The sequence below is a fragment of the Clostridium neonatale genome, assembly GCF_001458595.1.
Lineage (GTDB): Bacteria > Bacillota > Clostridia > Clostridiales > Clostridiaceae > Clostridium > Clostridium neonatale.
This window is the reverse complement of sequence record NZ_LN890328.1, coordinates 1,395,903-1,408,537: the sequence shown is the minus strand read 5'-3', so window position 1 is coordinate 1,408,537 and position 12,635 is coordinate 1,395,903. Positions and strand designations below refer to the sequence as shown.

At 28.3% G+C, this 12,635-nt stretch carries 14 protein-coding genes; 7 read left to right on the top strand and 7 right to left on the bottom strand.

Annotation, left to right across the window (positions count from 1 at the left end):
* The first annotated feature begins 14 nt into the window (after positions 1-14).
* Positions 15-515, top strand: coding sequence for a hypothetical protein (locus BN2920_RS13315; protein WP_058295486.1), 501 nt, complete (start codon positions 15-17; stop codon positions 513-515).
* A gap of 174 nt (positions 516-689) precedes the next feature.
* On the opposite strand, the gene BN2920_RS13310 is transcribed toward BN2920_RS13315, so the two are convergent.
* Positions 690-914 (bottom strand): type 2 periplasmic-binding domain-containing protein, encoded by a 225-nt coding sequence (locus BN2920_RS13310; RefSeq protein WP_353797255.1) that lies wholly within the window; start codon positions 912-914, stop codon positions 690-692.
* Between the two features lie 105 nt (positions 915-1,019).
* Between BN2920_RS13310 and BN2920_RS13305 the strand changes: the two genes are divergently transcribed.
* The 4 genes from BN2920_RS13305 to BN2920_RS13290 all read left to right on the top strand — a co-directional run bounded on the left by BN2920_RS13305 (position 1,020) and on the right by BN2920_RS13290 (position 3,884).
* Entirely contained in the window at positions 1,020-1,376 is a 357-nt protein-coding gene (locus tag BN2920_RS13305) for an MFS transporter (RefSeq protein WP_141443136.1), read from the top strand.
* Between the two features lie 139 nt (positions 1,377-1,515).
* Positions 1,516-1,962 carry a hypothetical protein gene (locus tag BN2920_RS13300; RefSeq protein ID WP_058295484.1) on the top strand — a complete coding sequence of 149 codons (447 nt, stop codon included), beginning with the start codon at positions 1,516-1,518 and terminating at the stop codon, positions 1,960-1,962.
* Between the two features lie 33 nt (positions 1,963-1,995).
* Positions 1,996-2,367 (top strand): YkvA family protein, encoded by a 372-nt coding sequence (locus BN2920_RS13295; RefSeq protein ID WP_058295483.1) that lies wholly within the window; start codon positions 1,996-1,998, stop codon positions 2,365-2,367.
* A 332-nt stretch (positions 2,368-2,699) separates the two neighbouring features.
* Positions 2,700-3,884 carry a M20 metallopeptidase family protein gene (locus BN2920_RS13290; protein ID WP_058295482.1) on the top strand — a complete coding sequence of 395 codons (1,185 nt, stop codon included), beginning with the start codon at positions 2,700-2,702 and terminating at the stop codon, positions 3,882-3,884.
* 130 nt (positions 3,885-4,014) lie between these two features.
* Here the strand turns inward: BN2920_RS13290 and BN2920_RS13285 are convergent, their stop codons facing one another.
* The 3 genes from BN2920_RS13285 to murQ all read right to left on the bottom strand — a co-directional run bounded on the left by BN2920_RS13285 (position 4,015) and on the right by murQ (position 6,314).
* Positions 4,015-4,368: a hypothetical protein gene (locus BN2920_RS13285; RefSeq protein WP_058295481.1), complete on the bottom strand. Its 354-nt coding sequence runs from the start codon at positions 4,366-4,368 to the stop codon at positions 4,015-4,017.
* 124 nt (positions 4,369-4,492) lie between these two features.
* Positions 4,493-5,329, bottom strand: a complete 837-nt coding sequence (locus tag BN2920_RS13280; protein WP_058295480.1) for a MurR/RpiR family transcriptional regulator — start codon at positions 5,327-5,329, stop codon at positions 4,493-4,495.
* Between the two features lie 70 nt (positions 5,330-5,399).
* Positions 5,400-6,314: an N-acetylmuramic acid 6-phosphate etherase gene (gene murQ, locus BN2920_RS13275; protein ID WP_058295479.1), complete on the bottom strand. Its 915-nt coding sequence runs from the start codon at positions 6,312-6,314 to the stop codon at positions 5,400-5,402.
* A gap of 464 nt (positions 6,315-6,778) precedes the next feature.
* Between murQ and BN2920_RS13270 the strand changes: the two genes are divergently transcribed.
* Together BN2920_RS13270 and BN2920_RS13265 are read left to right on the top strand one after the other, a co-directional pair.
* Positions 6,779-8,200 (top strand): PTS transporter subunit EIIC, encoded by a 1,422-nt coding sequence (locus tag BN2920_RS13270; protein WP_058295478.1) that lies wholly within the window; start codon positions 6,779-6,781, stop codon positions 8,198-8,200.
* A gap of 22 nt (positions 8,201-8,222) precedes the next feature.
* Positions 8,223-9,269, top strand: coding sequence for a MupG family TIM beta-alpha barrel fold protein (locus BN2920_RS13265; protein ID WP_058295477.1), 1,047 nt, complete (start codon positions 8,223-8,225; stop codon positions 9,267-9,269).
* A 503-nt stretch (positions 9,270-9,772) separates the two neighbouring features.
* Here BN2920_RS13265 and BN2920_RS13260 read toward each other — a convergent pair.
* From BN2920_RS13260 to BN2920_RS13250, 3 genes are all read right to left on the bottom strand, one after another.
* On the bottom strand, positions 9,773-10,771 hold the full coding sequence (locus BN2920_RS13260; protein WP_058295476.1) for a linear amide C-N hydrolase: 999 nt from the start codon (positions 10,769-10,771) through the stop codon (positions 9,773-9,775).
* 265 nt (positions 10,772-11,036) lie between these two features.
* The gene (locus BN2920_RS13255; RefSeq protein ID WP_058295475.1) at positions 11,037-11,588 is read right to left on the bottom strand and encodes a phosphatase PAP2 family protein; all 552 of its coding nucleotides are present in this window, start codon (positions 11,586-11,588) and stop codon (positions 11,037-11,039) included.
* A complete protein-coding gene (locus BN2920_RS13250; RefSeq protein WP_058295474.1) occupies positions 11,588-12,538 on the bottom strand; it encodes a zinc ribbon domain-containing protein in 951 nt (316 codons plus the stop codon). Before BN2920_RS13250 ends, BN2920_RS13255 begins: the two co-directional genes overlap by 1 nt.
* Between the last annotated feature and the right edge of the window lie 97 nt (positions 12,539-12,635).

Below are 12,635 nucleotides of genomic sequence, written 5' to 3'. Positions count from 1 at the left end.
CAGGAAATAATTTTATGAAAAATAAAAAATATAACTATGATGAAAAAATGAATAGAGATACATATGATGAGTGTAACAATGGTTCAGAAAATTTTTATGAAATGAGCGAAAGTGATATTGAAACTTTAGAGTTATTAGGGTTACAAATATTATTAATATATATTAATATTTATGGATATATTTTTTTGTATAGATCATCACTAGAAGGTATTGAACTGATTTTTAGTCAATATTATAATGATAATATAAATAATACAGCTGCAAGAGCGGATAAAACAGGTTTAAAAGCAGTGTATATTTTCTTTATAGCTCAATTAATATCTACAGGAATAGCCATTGCTAAATATAATATTTTATATAAAAGGAAGCTGAATCAAGAGATTAATTATTCACTTGCACCTAATATATATATTATTATTAGTAATCTAATAAGTATAATAGCATATATTTATCTTATTAATGGAGCAGAAGGGATTTTTTCAAGGGATCAAGGACAAACTATTTTGGGAATTTAAATTACATAAATAAATGAATATGTATTGGCTATAGCCTGGAAGGCATACACAATGGGAATATGTAAATAATAAAAAAGAGCACTGCTGGAAAGAAAAAGTAGTGCTCTTTTCAATCAGCTATTATAAATATAAACACATTACAAGTTAGGGAACATTTTAATTTGCTTCATGACTTTATTTTTTTAATTGTGCTATCTCATTCTTAACAGACTTTAAAAAATATTCTGATGTACGTGAAAATATTTGATACTTTTTCCAAACCATTGCTAGATTAACCTCTAATTTTGGCTCTAATGGTTTGAAGCATAGAGGACTATTGCCTGTAGTATTTACAAGTCTGTCAAGACATAGAGCATATCCTATTCCTTCTTCAACCATTAAAGAAGCATTATAAATCAAATTGTATGTTGCAATAACATTCAATTTTTCAAAATCTTTGCCTAACCAGCCTGAAATCTCATTGTTGACAGTTATATCGCTAATGTAACATCACTTACTATTGCTATGTTATTTTTTGCAATAGTAAATGGATTAGCATTAATAGCTACCATCATGTTTATTCCTACTTCACCAGTAGAACATAGGATGTCTTATGGAGAACAATTAGGTGCTTTAAAAGAAAAGAATGTTTGGATTTCGATTGTAGGTGTAATGTTGCTAAATGGTTCAATCTTTGGTGTCTATAGTTATTTATCAGAATACCTGAGTCAAGAAACAGGGTATAGTATATCTGTTATCAGTATCATTCTATTTGCATATGGAATGGCGAATATAATTGGAAATGCTCTAATTATGCTTAGCGGTGTATTTATTATTATGCGTATCAAAACACAAGAAAGCAAACAAAAGGCAATTGGATAGCAGAGGAATTATGCTATTTGATAGCACGTAGTCTTGGAATAAATTGTGCAGAAACTAAGTATCTTGGAAATGGACTTAGTTTATAATTTTATGTATAATTATAAATTAGAACATTTCTAATTTATATAAGGAGAATAAAATGAAAGTTGAACTTAATGATGTAATAGAGGCAATAGAATTTGAAAATGAATTATTAAATCATTTTTATAATAAAAAGACTGGGGTAATTATTTATAAAGAAGATTTTACTACAGCATCTTATAATGCAGAAGATATAAAAAGGCTTGATGAACTTGAAGAGTGGGAAAGAGAGCTTGTAATTAATTTACATGATTTAAAAGAGAACCCAGAAGATTATATTCAGCTTCCTGTAAAGGATGAGTCATACGAATTAAATATAATGATGGAGTTTTGTAATTCTTTTAGCGATATTAGTATGCCAGATAAAATTGAAAAAGAAGAAGATTTAAGGAAAATAATTCAAGATAAAAATCTTTTAAGTGAATGGTATGATTATAGAGAATATAGAGAAAGAGAAATTGCTATTAAGTGGTGCGATGAAAATAATATTGAATATATTGTATAAATGATTTCAATAATATAGATTTAGGAGAGTAAGATGGTAGATCTAAAAAGCAGTGCAAAGAAATTAAAATTAGACATACCCGCTGTATACATTGCATTAAAAAAGAAAGAAACACCTATAATTGCAAAAGTTTTTGCTTTAATTACAGTTGGATATGCTTTATCTCCTATTGATTTGATACCAGACTTTATACCTATTATAGGTTTTTTAGATGATTTAATCTTACTTCCACTACTCATAGCAATAACAGTTAAATTTATACCTAAAGAGATATTTAATAAATGTAGAGATGAAGCAGAAAATCTCTGGAATAATGGGAAAACTAAAAAATGGTGTTTTTCAATACCAATCATATTAATATGGTTAATGATAGCTTTATTACTTATTAAAGTATTTATTAAATAACAGTTAAACTATACAAACTATAAATAAAGTGGACATTTTTTTAGATGTTCACTTTATTTATAGTATTTATTAATATTGATTTAAAACGGATTCTTAATAAAAATGAAGAAAGCAGTTAAAAATTAAAAAATGATAAAAATATATTAATGAAAAGTTATTTAATATATAAGAATAATTTTTAAATTATATGCTAAGTAATATTATTAAATTAAAAGATTAGTTTATCACATTGTATTAAATGGTTTAATAGAAACTCTTGAATATATTAATGAATTAATATTAAAATTAAAGTAAAAAATATATTTAAAATTAAGATGAAATGAGGTGGAGTTATGAATGAAATAATGAATCAAGCTAAATTATTGAAGGATGACCTTATAAGTTATAGAAGAGCTATTCACAGAAATCCTGAAGTAGGCTCAGAATTGTCAAAAACTAAAACGTATGTAATTAATAAGTTAAAAGAGTTTGGTTATGATCCAGAAGAAATATGCGAAAGTGGGATAGTAGCAACAATTGAAGGACCTAAACCAGGAAAGACATTCTTATTAAGAGCTGACATGGATGCACTACCAATGAGTGAAGAAACTGAATGTAATTTTAAATCAACTAATGGATGTATGCATTCCTGTGGCCATGATATGCATACAGCAATGCTTTTAGGAGCCGCAAGATTACTTAAAGAAAATCAACAACAAATAGAAGGAACTGTTAAAATAGTATTCCAGCCAGATGAAGAAGGATTCACTGGAGCTAAAAAGATGATAAAAGCAGGAGTACTTACAAATCCTAAAGTTGATGCAGCTATGGCAATGCATGTCCACTCAGGAACACCTTCAAATGTAGTATTATGTGGCTTAGGTACTAGTATAGCTGGGTGTAACAGGTTTAGAATTGTTGTAAAGGGTACTGGATGTCATGGGGCTATGCCTGAGCTAGGTGTAGACCCAATAAATATAGCTTCTCATATATACATATGTTTACAGGAGATAACAAGCAGAGAAATATCAGCTACTGAATCAGCAGTTATAACTATAGGAAAATTTACTGGAGGGGATGCTCCAAACATAATACCTAAAGAAGTTATTATGGAAGGTACTATTAGAAGCTTAAATAAAGAAATAGGTGAATTCATATTTAATAGAATGAATGAAATAGTAACTTCTACTGCTAAGATGTTTAGGGGAGAAGCTGAATTAATAGAATTATCTTCAGTACCTCCATTAAGTAATGATAATAATTTAGCTCATGAAATTACTGATTATATAAAGGATTTAGTAGGTGAAAATTCAGTGATATTATTTAACTCTGGAGGAATGGGTTCAGAAGATTTTGCTTCTTATTCATATGAAGTTCCAAGTTTATATGTCATGTTAGGGGCAGGCACAAAGGAGGAAAATGCTTTATATGGCAAGCCAATGCATAATCCTAAAGTTGTATTTAATGAAGAGATATTACCTACAGGAGCAGCTATGCATGCATATAGTGCAATTATGTGGTTGAAAAATAATAAGTAAATTATGATTTTTCGGTGTAATAGTTAAAATCTAATAATAATTCATATATAAAAGAGGCTGTCTAACTAATAAAAAGTTTTCTACAATGTATTGTAGAAAACTTTTTAATGCGACAGTCTCTCTCTTTTTCTTAATAAAAAAGATAAGGGTGTGGAGGAAAGAATGGTAATAATTCTAATGCAGCCACATTAGCGAATGGGAAAAATCTACGTCTAAAACGTCTAAATCTTCTTCGTGGACGACGATGAAATCCAACATTTCCATGCTGTCTGTTTCCATCATAATTAGATTCATCATCATCATCTAGATCAATTACGTCCTCGCCAACCAACATGACAATACGATCTTGATCTATATTTTCAATCATTCCATCAAATATGCTTCCATCTGACATTATTAAAGTAACATTATAGTATAAGTATTTTTTGCATTTGCTTTTTAAATTTTGTGTGCTGTTGCTAGAGTCAAATCCGTCTAATAGCATTTTCTAAATCATCTCCTTTCAGATACATGATATTCATCATTAAGGAAAATCGTGCTATATGAAATGAACAAATTTTTATAGCTAAGCATAAGCAATGGCTATACTTACATAATATTAATATATACTATACTCTTAGTTTCTTTACCAATTTTCTGGAGGATATTAGATTATCCTTGTATTCATCTAAATCATCTTTTATCATGCCTAAATATAACAAATCAGTTAGAATTAAAGATGCATTTCTTGAAGAAACTGCACCAAGCCTCAAATCTTTTTCTTGAGAAGGAACATATAAAACTAAATCTGAGAATTTTAATAATGGGCTTTTTATAAATTGAGTTATTGCAATAGTTGCCGCACCTTGACTTTTTGCATATTCCATAGCTACATTTACTTCTTTTGTATTTCCACTATAGCTTATAGCAAGCGCTACATCTTCGTTAGTTATATAAGTTGTTGCAGCAAGTTGCATATGAAAATCATTAAAGAAAACTACATCATATCCGATACGAGATAATTTTTGTGCTAAATCATAGCAACAGATTCCAGAACTACTTATTCCAAATAAATAAATCTTTTTTGCTTTTTTCATTGCTTCAACAGCATTTCCTAAAGTTTCTATTTTTAAAAGCTTATAAGTTTGTTCGACAGTTGAAGTATCGGAGGTCATAGACTTTTTTACAATAGTATTTAATGAATCTTTCGCACAAATTTCTTCAGAAAATAAAGGTAATTCATCGGTGTTATCTTTGGCAAGATCAACTTTTAGTTCACTAAATCCATTATATCCAAGCTTTTTTGAAAATCTTATAATAGCAGCTGGGGAAGTATTGGTTTTAGATGCAATGCTCTGAATAGAGTCATAAATTACCTCATTAACATTTTCTAAAATGTAAGTGGAAAGTTTTTTTTCATTTTTGGTTAGATTATCACAAATTTTAATTTTATAAATACAGCTCATACTAAGACCTCACTTAAGTTAAAATATATCTTTATATAATGTATTGTATCAAATTTTATTGTAATTTACATTAAGAATTACTTTTTATTGTTCTAATAGCATTAGATATATTACCGTTTTCTTTAGCTAAAATATTTGAACATATATTTTTATCTTTCTTTGTTAGAACCATGCAAATTGCAATTTTAACATTATAATCGCTTTCAATTAAATATTTATTTGCTTCTTCTAAAGTACATTCGCTGCTTTTAGCTATGATATTCTTAGCACGTTCTATTAATTTTTCATTAGTAGGCTGAACATCAACCATTAAGTTATGATACACCTTACCAAGTTTGATCATAAGAGATGTAGAAATCATATTTAAAATCATCTTTTGAGCAGTACCAGCCTTCATTCTTGTACTTCCAGTAATAACTTCAGCACCAGTTACAGCTTCTATAGATACTTTTGCATGTTTACCTATTATGGAATTATGAACACATGAAATTGCTCCTGTTAAAGCTCCAATTTCATTAGCATAATCTAATCCAGCAACTACATAAGGAGTTCTTCCACTTGCAGCAAGACCTATAACAGTATCATTTTTATTTAGATTAATTTTAATTAGGTCATCTTTAGCAAGAGTTAATGAATCCTCAGCACCTTCTTTAGCTTTTAATAATGCTTCATATCCACCAGCAATTATACCTTGTACTAATGATGGATCTACACCATAAGTTGGGGGACACTCGCTAGCATCTAAAACTCCTAGTCTACCACTTGTTCCAGCTCCAATATATATTATACGACCACCCAGAAGCATTCTTTCATATGCTAAGTCAATTAATTTTTCGATACTTGGAATAGCTTTTTCTACAGCAAAAGTTATCTTTTTATCTTCAGAATTAATTGTTGTTAAAATGTCTTTTGTATTCATAGTATCAATATTTACAGTATTTTCATTTATAGTTTCTGTATCAAGAACATTTAAATCAACTTTCATAAACATCACTCCTTGCTATTATTATATAAATAATAAAATTTAATTTCAATATATTAAATAAAAAAATAATTATTTTTTTCAAAAAGAGAAAATTTATGAAAAATACTAATTTTAAATTTCATATTATATAAAATTTAAAACTAGTATAGTAATTTAATATAAATTGATAGATATACAGTACTTTATATATGTTGATGCATAAGAATATATATTTTAAAAAATCTATATTTTTTATATTTAGGAATAAAAATAAAATTTATACATATAACTTTAGGAATAAAATAATATTTTAATATATAATATTTTTTATTGAAATATTATTGACAATACCATATGAGAGACTATAATAAAATTATAAAATAAATTTTGTAAATGTTACTGAAAAATAAATATATTGGTAAAATTATTTTCATCACCGACAACGTTTACTATATATTTAGTCAAGTAGCAGAAAGGAGTTATTTATGGATTATAAAAGAATTGCTAAAGAAGTTTTAACCTTAATAGGTGGAAGAGATAACGTTTATGGAAATGCTACATGTATGACAAGACTTCGTGTTACTTTAAAGGATTCATCTAAAGTAGATTTAGAAAATCTAAAAAAAGTAGAAGGAGTTATGGGCGTTGTTGAATCTGATACCTTACAAATTGTTTTTGGACCAGGAAAGGTAACTAAAGTTGGTCAAGAATTTTCTGAATTAACAGGTATAGCTCTTGGAACATCTGATGAAGTAAATGCAGAAGACCTTGCAAGAGAAAATAAGGCTGCTAATAAAGCAAAGCAGACAAATCCTGTACAAGTCTTCTTAAGAAAAATTGCTAATATATTTGTACCTTTACTTCCAGGAATAATTGCAGCAGGACTTATTAATGGTATAACAAATGTTATTAATGTATCTTCACATGGCTCTTTAAGTGGGCAATGGTGGTATGAATGTATAAGAACAATGGGATGGGCACTTTTTGCTTATTTACCTATACTTGTAGGTATGAATGCTGCTAAAGAATTTAAGGGCTCTCCAGTTCTTGGAGCTATGGCAGGCGCTATGTCAATTGCAAATGCAGCAATGCCCCTTTTAGCAAAATTTAATGATGCAGAAGTAATACTACCTCTTACAAATAAAGTATTTAATCCAGCAGCAGGTGGACTTTTAGCTGCACTTATAAGTGGTATGTTTTTTGCATTATTAGAACGTCAAATTAGAAAAATCATGCCAGATATACTTCAAACATTTTTCACCCCTTTATTAACAGTTATTATTGGATGTTTAGTAACATTATTAGTACTTCAACCACTAGGCGCATTCTTAACTACAGGAATTTTCGTAATATTAAACTTTATATATGATAAATTAGGGGTTGTTGGAGGATATATATTATCAGCTGGATTCCTACCTTTAGTAGCAGTTGGACTCCATCAAGCATTAACTCCAATTCATGCTATGCTAAATGATCCGAATGGAGCAACACAAGGAATAAATTATTTATTACCTATTCTTATGATGGCCGGTGGAGGACAAGTTGGTGCTGGTTTTGCATTATATCTAAAAACAAAAAATAAAAAATTAAAACAATTAACTAGAGATTCATTACCTGTTGGTATATTAGGAATCGGAGAACCAATGATGTATGCAGTAACTCTTCCTCTAGGAAAACCATTTATAACTGCTTGTTTAGGTTCAGGACTTGGCGGAATATTAGCTTCACTATTCCATTTAGGTACAGTATCACAAGGAGTATCAGGATTGTTTGGATTATTAATAGTTGTACCTGGAACACAACTTTTTTATATAATTGCTATGGTAGGAGCTTATATAGGAGGCTTCATATTAACATACTTCTTTGGAGTTGATCACCAAAGAATTGATGATGTTTATGGAAAATAAATAATAGAAAAAGGTGCTTAATATGAATGAATTTGGTATATCAATATATCTTGGGACAGGATATGAAAGAAATAAAATTATAATTGAAAAAGCTGTTAAAAATAATGCAAAATATGCGTTTACATCTCTTCATATTCCTGAAGAAAATTTAGAGAATTATGAAGCTGAAGTAAAGAAGTTATTAAACCTATGTAATACTAATAAAATTAATTTAATAGTAGACGTAGGACCAAGAACATTAAAGAAGCTTGGATTTAATAACTTTAAACAACTCAAGGAAACAAGCATAACTCATTTGCGTTTAGATTATGGATTTACCTATGAAGAAATAATTGAATTATCAAAAGATTTTAATATTGTATTTAATGCATCAACTCTACTAGATAAAGATATAAACGAATTAAAAAAGTTAAATGCTGATTTTTCAAAGTTTTATGCATGTCATAACTTTTATCCTAAACCATTAACTGGGCTATCTTTAAAAAAGGTTGCTAAAATTAATGAAAGATTAAAGAACTTAGGAATTACTACAATGGCTTTTGTATCTGGAGATAAAGAATTAAGGGGGCCTCTTCATATGGGGCTTCCAACAGTAGAAGAACATAGAAATGGAGATGTATTATTTAATATACTTCAATTAATAAAAGATGCTGAAACTGATATATGCTTAATTGGAGATATAGATAGTACTGATGAAGCTTATACTAAATTAAAGGAACTTTCAGAAGGATATATATCTTTAAATACTAAAATATATGAAAAATATTCATTTGTAAAAAATATGATTCACCATGAGAGACCTGATTCAAGTGAATATGTAATTAGATCTCAGGAATCTCGTGAATTTAGTTCCCAAGGAAAAGTATTTTCGCCAGATAATATTAAGGAACGCAGAAAAGGTAGCATATCCATTGGAAATTCAGAATATCTAAGATATTCTGGTGAACTAGAAATAGCAAGAAAAGACCTTGATATAGAGCCTAAAGTTAATATTATTGGATGTGTAATACATTCAGATATAAAATACTTAGATTACATTACTGATGGTATGGGATTCAAATTAATATAAAGTCTAAAAGGATGAAATCACTACATTTTATAAAGAATGTAGTGATTTTTTATTTTCTTAGAAATTATAATAAAGACTAATATGCGGACGAGGTGTCATAGGTGATGGAGAATAAAGCCAACTGGTTATTTCTAAGAAAGGCAAATCGTCACAATCTAAAGTGACAGTTCATGTTTCGTAATTCTTGTTTTTCATTCGAGCCATCGTTGTTATAATCATCTAAATGTGACTTAGTGATTTCTTTACATCAACTATTACTGATATGGTGAATCGTATCATAAATAATGCTTTTACTAAAATTAGATAATTAAATATAGGAGAGAGGTTAATTGTGCTTCACCTTCACCATTAAAACCACGAAAATAAGTATGTAGCTTTAATAGCTGCTTACATATGGTCGTGGTTTATTTTAGTTTTTAGACATTTATAGAAAGCTTTATCTTATAGCAGAATAAAAAAGGAGTGTATTAAAAAGCAGCAATTTACAAATAGGAATGAGTACTTCATTTTTGTATTTTTTCAAACTTAACTTGACGTTTTAACTTTCCTAAGGAGATTGGCTTAGCACTATCTTTGTAGTTCTCCCAAAGGCATACACTTGTAATATTGGTATTGTCATAAGTTTTAAAGAAATATTCACAAGTATTTGTATTAATAAAGGCAGTATATTTTGTATAGTCATAAGTAGCTCTATTTGTTATTACTACTCCTTTTGGAATAGAAACACTTTCCATAATATGAAAACATGCGTTTATTGCCTCTAAACTGTTATTAGGTGTCTGAATATGCGTTTTTTGATATGCTGTTCTTACAAATCTCTCTGGGGACGTGTAACCTCCTGGCAACTGCATAGTTCCTCCACCCTGCCCAAATGGTTTTAAATTAATTTTTCCCCAGTATGCATCATCGTCTTGTGTTGGTGATACATTCATGTAATTTCTTAAATTAGTCATATGCCACTGAAAATCAGGACTGTTGGTCATAACTCCAATTTGATTCTGGAATATATTTAGACCTTTTTCTGTTTGTTCAATAACAATACACTCTCCGCTTTTATCTGTGGCAATCCAATGTAAAGGTGCGACTGTATGTGTTACTGGATCTTCAAAACCTACAATACATATTTCTAGTAGGATTTCTTTAAGTTCTTTTACTGAACCACATCTTCCTAAAATATAATCGAGAAAATCTAAAGATGAAATAGGTTCCTTATCAATATAGTTTGATTGAGTTTTGTATTTTGCATAACCTGCAAAATATAATGTTGCAGCTGCAAATCCTTTTTCATTCACCCCATCAAAAAAGGCAAGGATTCCATCTATTTCCTGTCCGATTCCTATAAAACTATAGGGATTATAAGATTTATGCATGTTAAGAGCATTGTTCCGTACATAATATCTAGGTACAATATAAAGCTCAGGATCAATATCATAAGAAAAATCCATGGTTCTGCCAAAAAAGTTTTCCGACTGTTTTGATTGTAGCGTCATTGCTGTGCACATGTTAATTATCTGCCTCCTATACTTTATTTAAATAACCACACCTATTACTAGATTTAGAAAAGTAGGTATGTGGTAGACCATATTTAATCACATAAATTTATGCTCTTAAAGGAATAAATTCTATAGATAAAATGGCTATATATTTATAGATATACTTCCACAGATAATAAAGTTCCATTTTGTATATAAAACCATGTAAGGTCTAGAACAAACATTTTATATTGTAATAAAGATAAGCCGAAGATGGGCAGAATTACATTTATTATTAACTATGCATAGCTAATAAATTATTTATGAAAGTTAATTTGGATATATATAATGTAAATATACTTAAGAAAACTCCCATGAATAATCCAACTAATACATCGGATGGATAGTGAACGTATAAATAAAGTCTTGAAAATCCTATTAACGTAGCAACTAATAGAGAAATTACTCCTAATTTTGTATTTGCACTAAAGATTATAGTTGCAGCTGCAAAGGAAGACATAGTATGTCCAGAAGGAAATGAGAAATCTTTTGGTCTAGAGATTAATAAATTCATTATACTATTTGCATCACAAGGTCTTACTCTTGCAAATAGTGGTTTCATAATTAAATTACATACAACTATGCAAAGTATCAATGAAGCTATTATTAATATTCCATACTTTCTATATGTCTTATTTATTAAAAAAATAAAAGAAATTATAAGCCATAAAATACTCATATCTCCTAATTTTGTGATTAAAGGCATTATCTTATCTAGTATGTTATTTTGTATATTAAGTCTAATAAATTCCAATATAAAGTTATCTATATTTAATATTGTTTCCATTATTCATCACTCTTTTCTTCAGATGGAAGTTCGTTACCACAATTATTACAGAACTTATCTCCTTTGTTTACCACGTGGCCACATTTATTACAAGTGTTACTTATTTTTGTTCCACAATGGATACAATAAATATTATTTTTACTTTGAACTGCACCACATTTAAAGCAACTTTGATTATTTTGCTTGTAGATTAAATAAACAAAGACTCCAGCTAAGTTTGTGAACAATGTAATTATTCCCCATAAGGCAGGACTTAATTTTGATTTTTTTGCATTTTGATATATGAAAATAGAAAGTAAAACCCAATACATCATAAAGAAAAGCATAGCAGCAGCGCAGACAATTTTTATATACATTTCAGCATTTTGAATGGGATGTATGTCACTGATAAAATAGATTTTATCTCCAGTGCTTTTATTAGCACTATAACTTAATAAGTACAGCTTTTCATTATTAAAATTGTCTCTAAAAAATATTTCATTATTATGATCATGTTCTATTTCTTTTTCATTCCCAAGAAAAGCTGCTCTTAAAATAAGTTCTTCGGATTTTACCAATTTAAAGTTTATATTAGAATCATTAGCTAAAGTTAAATATGAAGTTCTTTCATCTTTTTTAGATAATTCTAAATTAAATTCAGATTGATTGAATTGTGAGTTTTTAGCAGAGAATAAAACCTTATTATCTTTATTTATTATTAAAATATCTGCAATATCAGTTGACTTATTTGCAAAGTCAATAATATCAGCAGTTATAGAATCAGTTCCAATTTTTTTATCCTCAAATTTCTCACTAATTTTGTTATAATTTATGGCAAAAATAATCTTTTCTTTAAATTTATACCCTAAAAAGGAAATAGAAAATATTCCAACAATGAATGCACATATTATATATGCAACAGTTATTTTTTTAAAATTAAGCTTATCGATAAGTCTGTCAATATTTTTCATTTATAAATCTCCCCTTTGCTAATATATATTTTACAAATTTAAATTTGTAATAAAATTATATTTATAATAAATTTGATGTACTGTATTAATAAAAATA

What these genes read in the sequence shown, in the direction of transcription:
- murQ (WP_058295479.1), bottom strand. Translation starts at nt 6,314, where the DNA reads ATGAAAGTTGATTTAAATGTTCTTGATACAGAAACTATAAATGAAAAT.
- BN2920_RS13255 (WP_058295475.1), bottom strand. Translation starts at nt 11,588, where the DNA reads ATGGAAACAATATTAAATATAGATAACTTTATATTGGAATTTATTAGA.
- BN2920_RS13295 (WP_058295483.1), top strand. Translation starts at nt 1,996, where the DNA reads ATGGTAGATCTAAAAAGCAGTGCAAAGAAATTAAAATTAGACATACCC.
- BN2920_RS13290 (WP_058295482.1), top strand. Translation starts at nt 2,700, where the DNA reads ATGAATGAAATAATGAATCAAGCTAAATTATTGAAGGATGACCTTATA.
- BN2920_RS13280 (WP_058295480.1), bottom strand. Translation starts at nt 5,329, where the DNA reads ATGAGCTGTATTTATAAAATTAAAATTTGTGATAATCTAACCAAAAAT.
- BN2920_RS13300 (WP_058295484.1), top strand. Translation starts at nt 1,516, where the DNA reads ATGAAAGTTGAACTTAATGATGTAATAGAGGCAATAGAATTTGAAAAT.
- BN2920_RS13250 (WP_058295474.1), bottom strand. Translation starts at nt 12,538, where the DNA reads ATGAAAAATATTGACAGACTTATCGATAAGCTTAATTTTAAAAAAATA.
- BN2920_RS13265 (WP_058295477.1), top strand. Translation starts at nt 8,223, where the DNA reads ATGAATGAATTTGGTATATCAATATATCTTGGGACAGGATATGAAAGA.
- BN2920_RS13270 (WP_058295478.1), top strand. Translation starts at nt 6,779, where the DNA reads ATGGATTATAAAAGAATTGCTAAAGAAGTTTTAACCTTAATAGGTGGA.
- BN2920_RS13285 (WP_058295481.1), bottom strand. Translation starts at nt 4,368, where the DNA reads ATGCTATTAGACGGATTTGACTCTAGCAACAGCACACAAAATTTAAAA.
- BN2920_RS13315 (WP_058295486.1), top strand. Translation starts at nt 15, where the DNA reads ATGAAAAATAAAAAATATAACTATGATGAAAAAATGAATAGAGATACA.
- BN2920_RS13260 (WP_058295476.1), bottom strand. Translation starts at nt 10,771, where the DNA reads ATGTGCACAGCAATGACGCTACAATCAAAACAGTCGGAAAACTTTTTT.
- BN2920_RS13305 (WP_141443136.1), top strand. Translation starts at nt 1,020, where the DNA reads ATGTTATTTTTTGCAATAGTAAATGGATTAGCATTAATAGCTACCATC.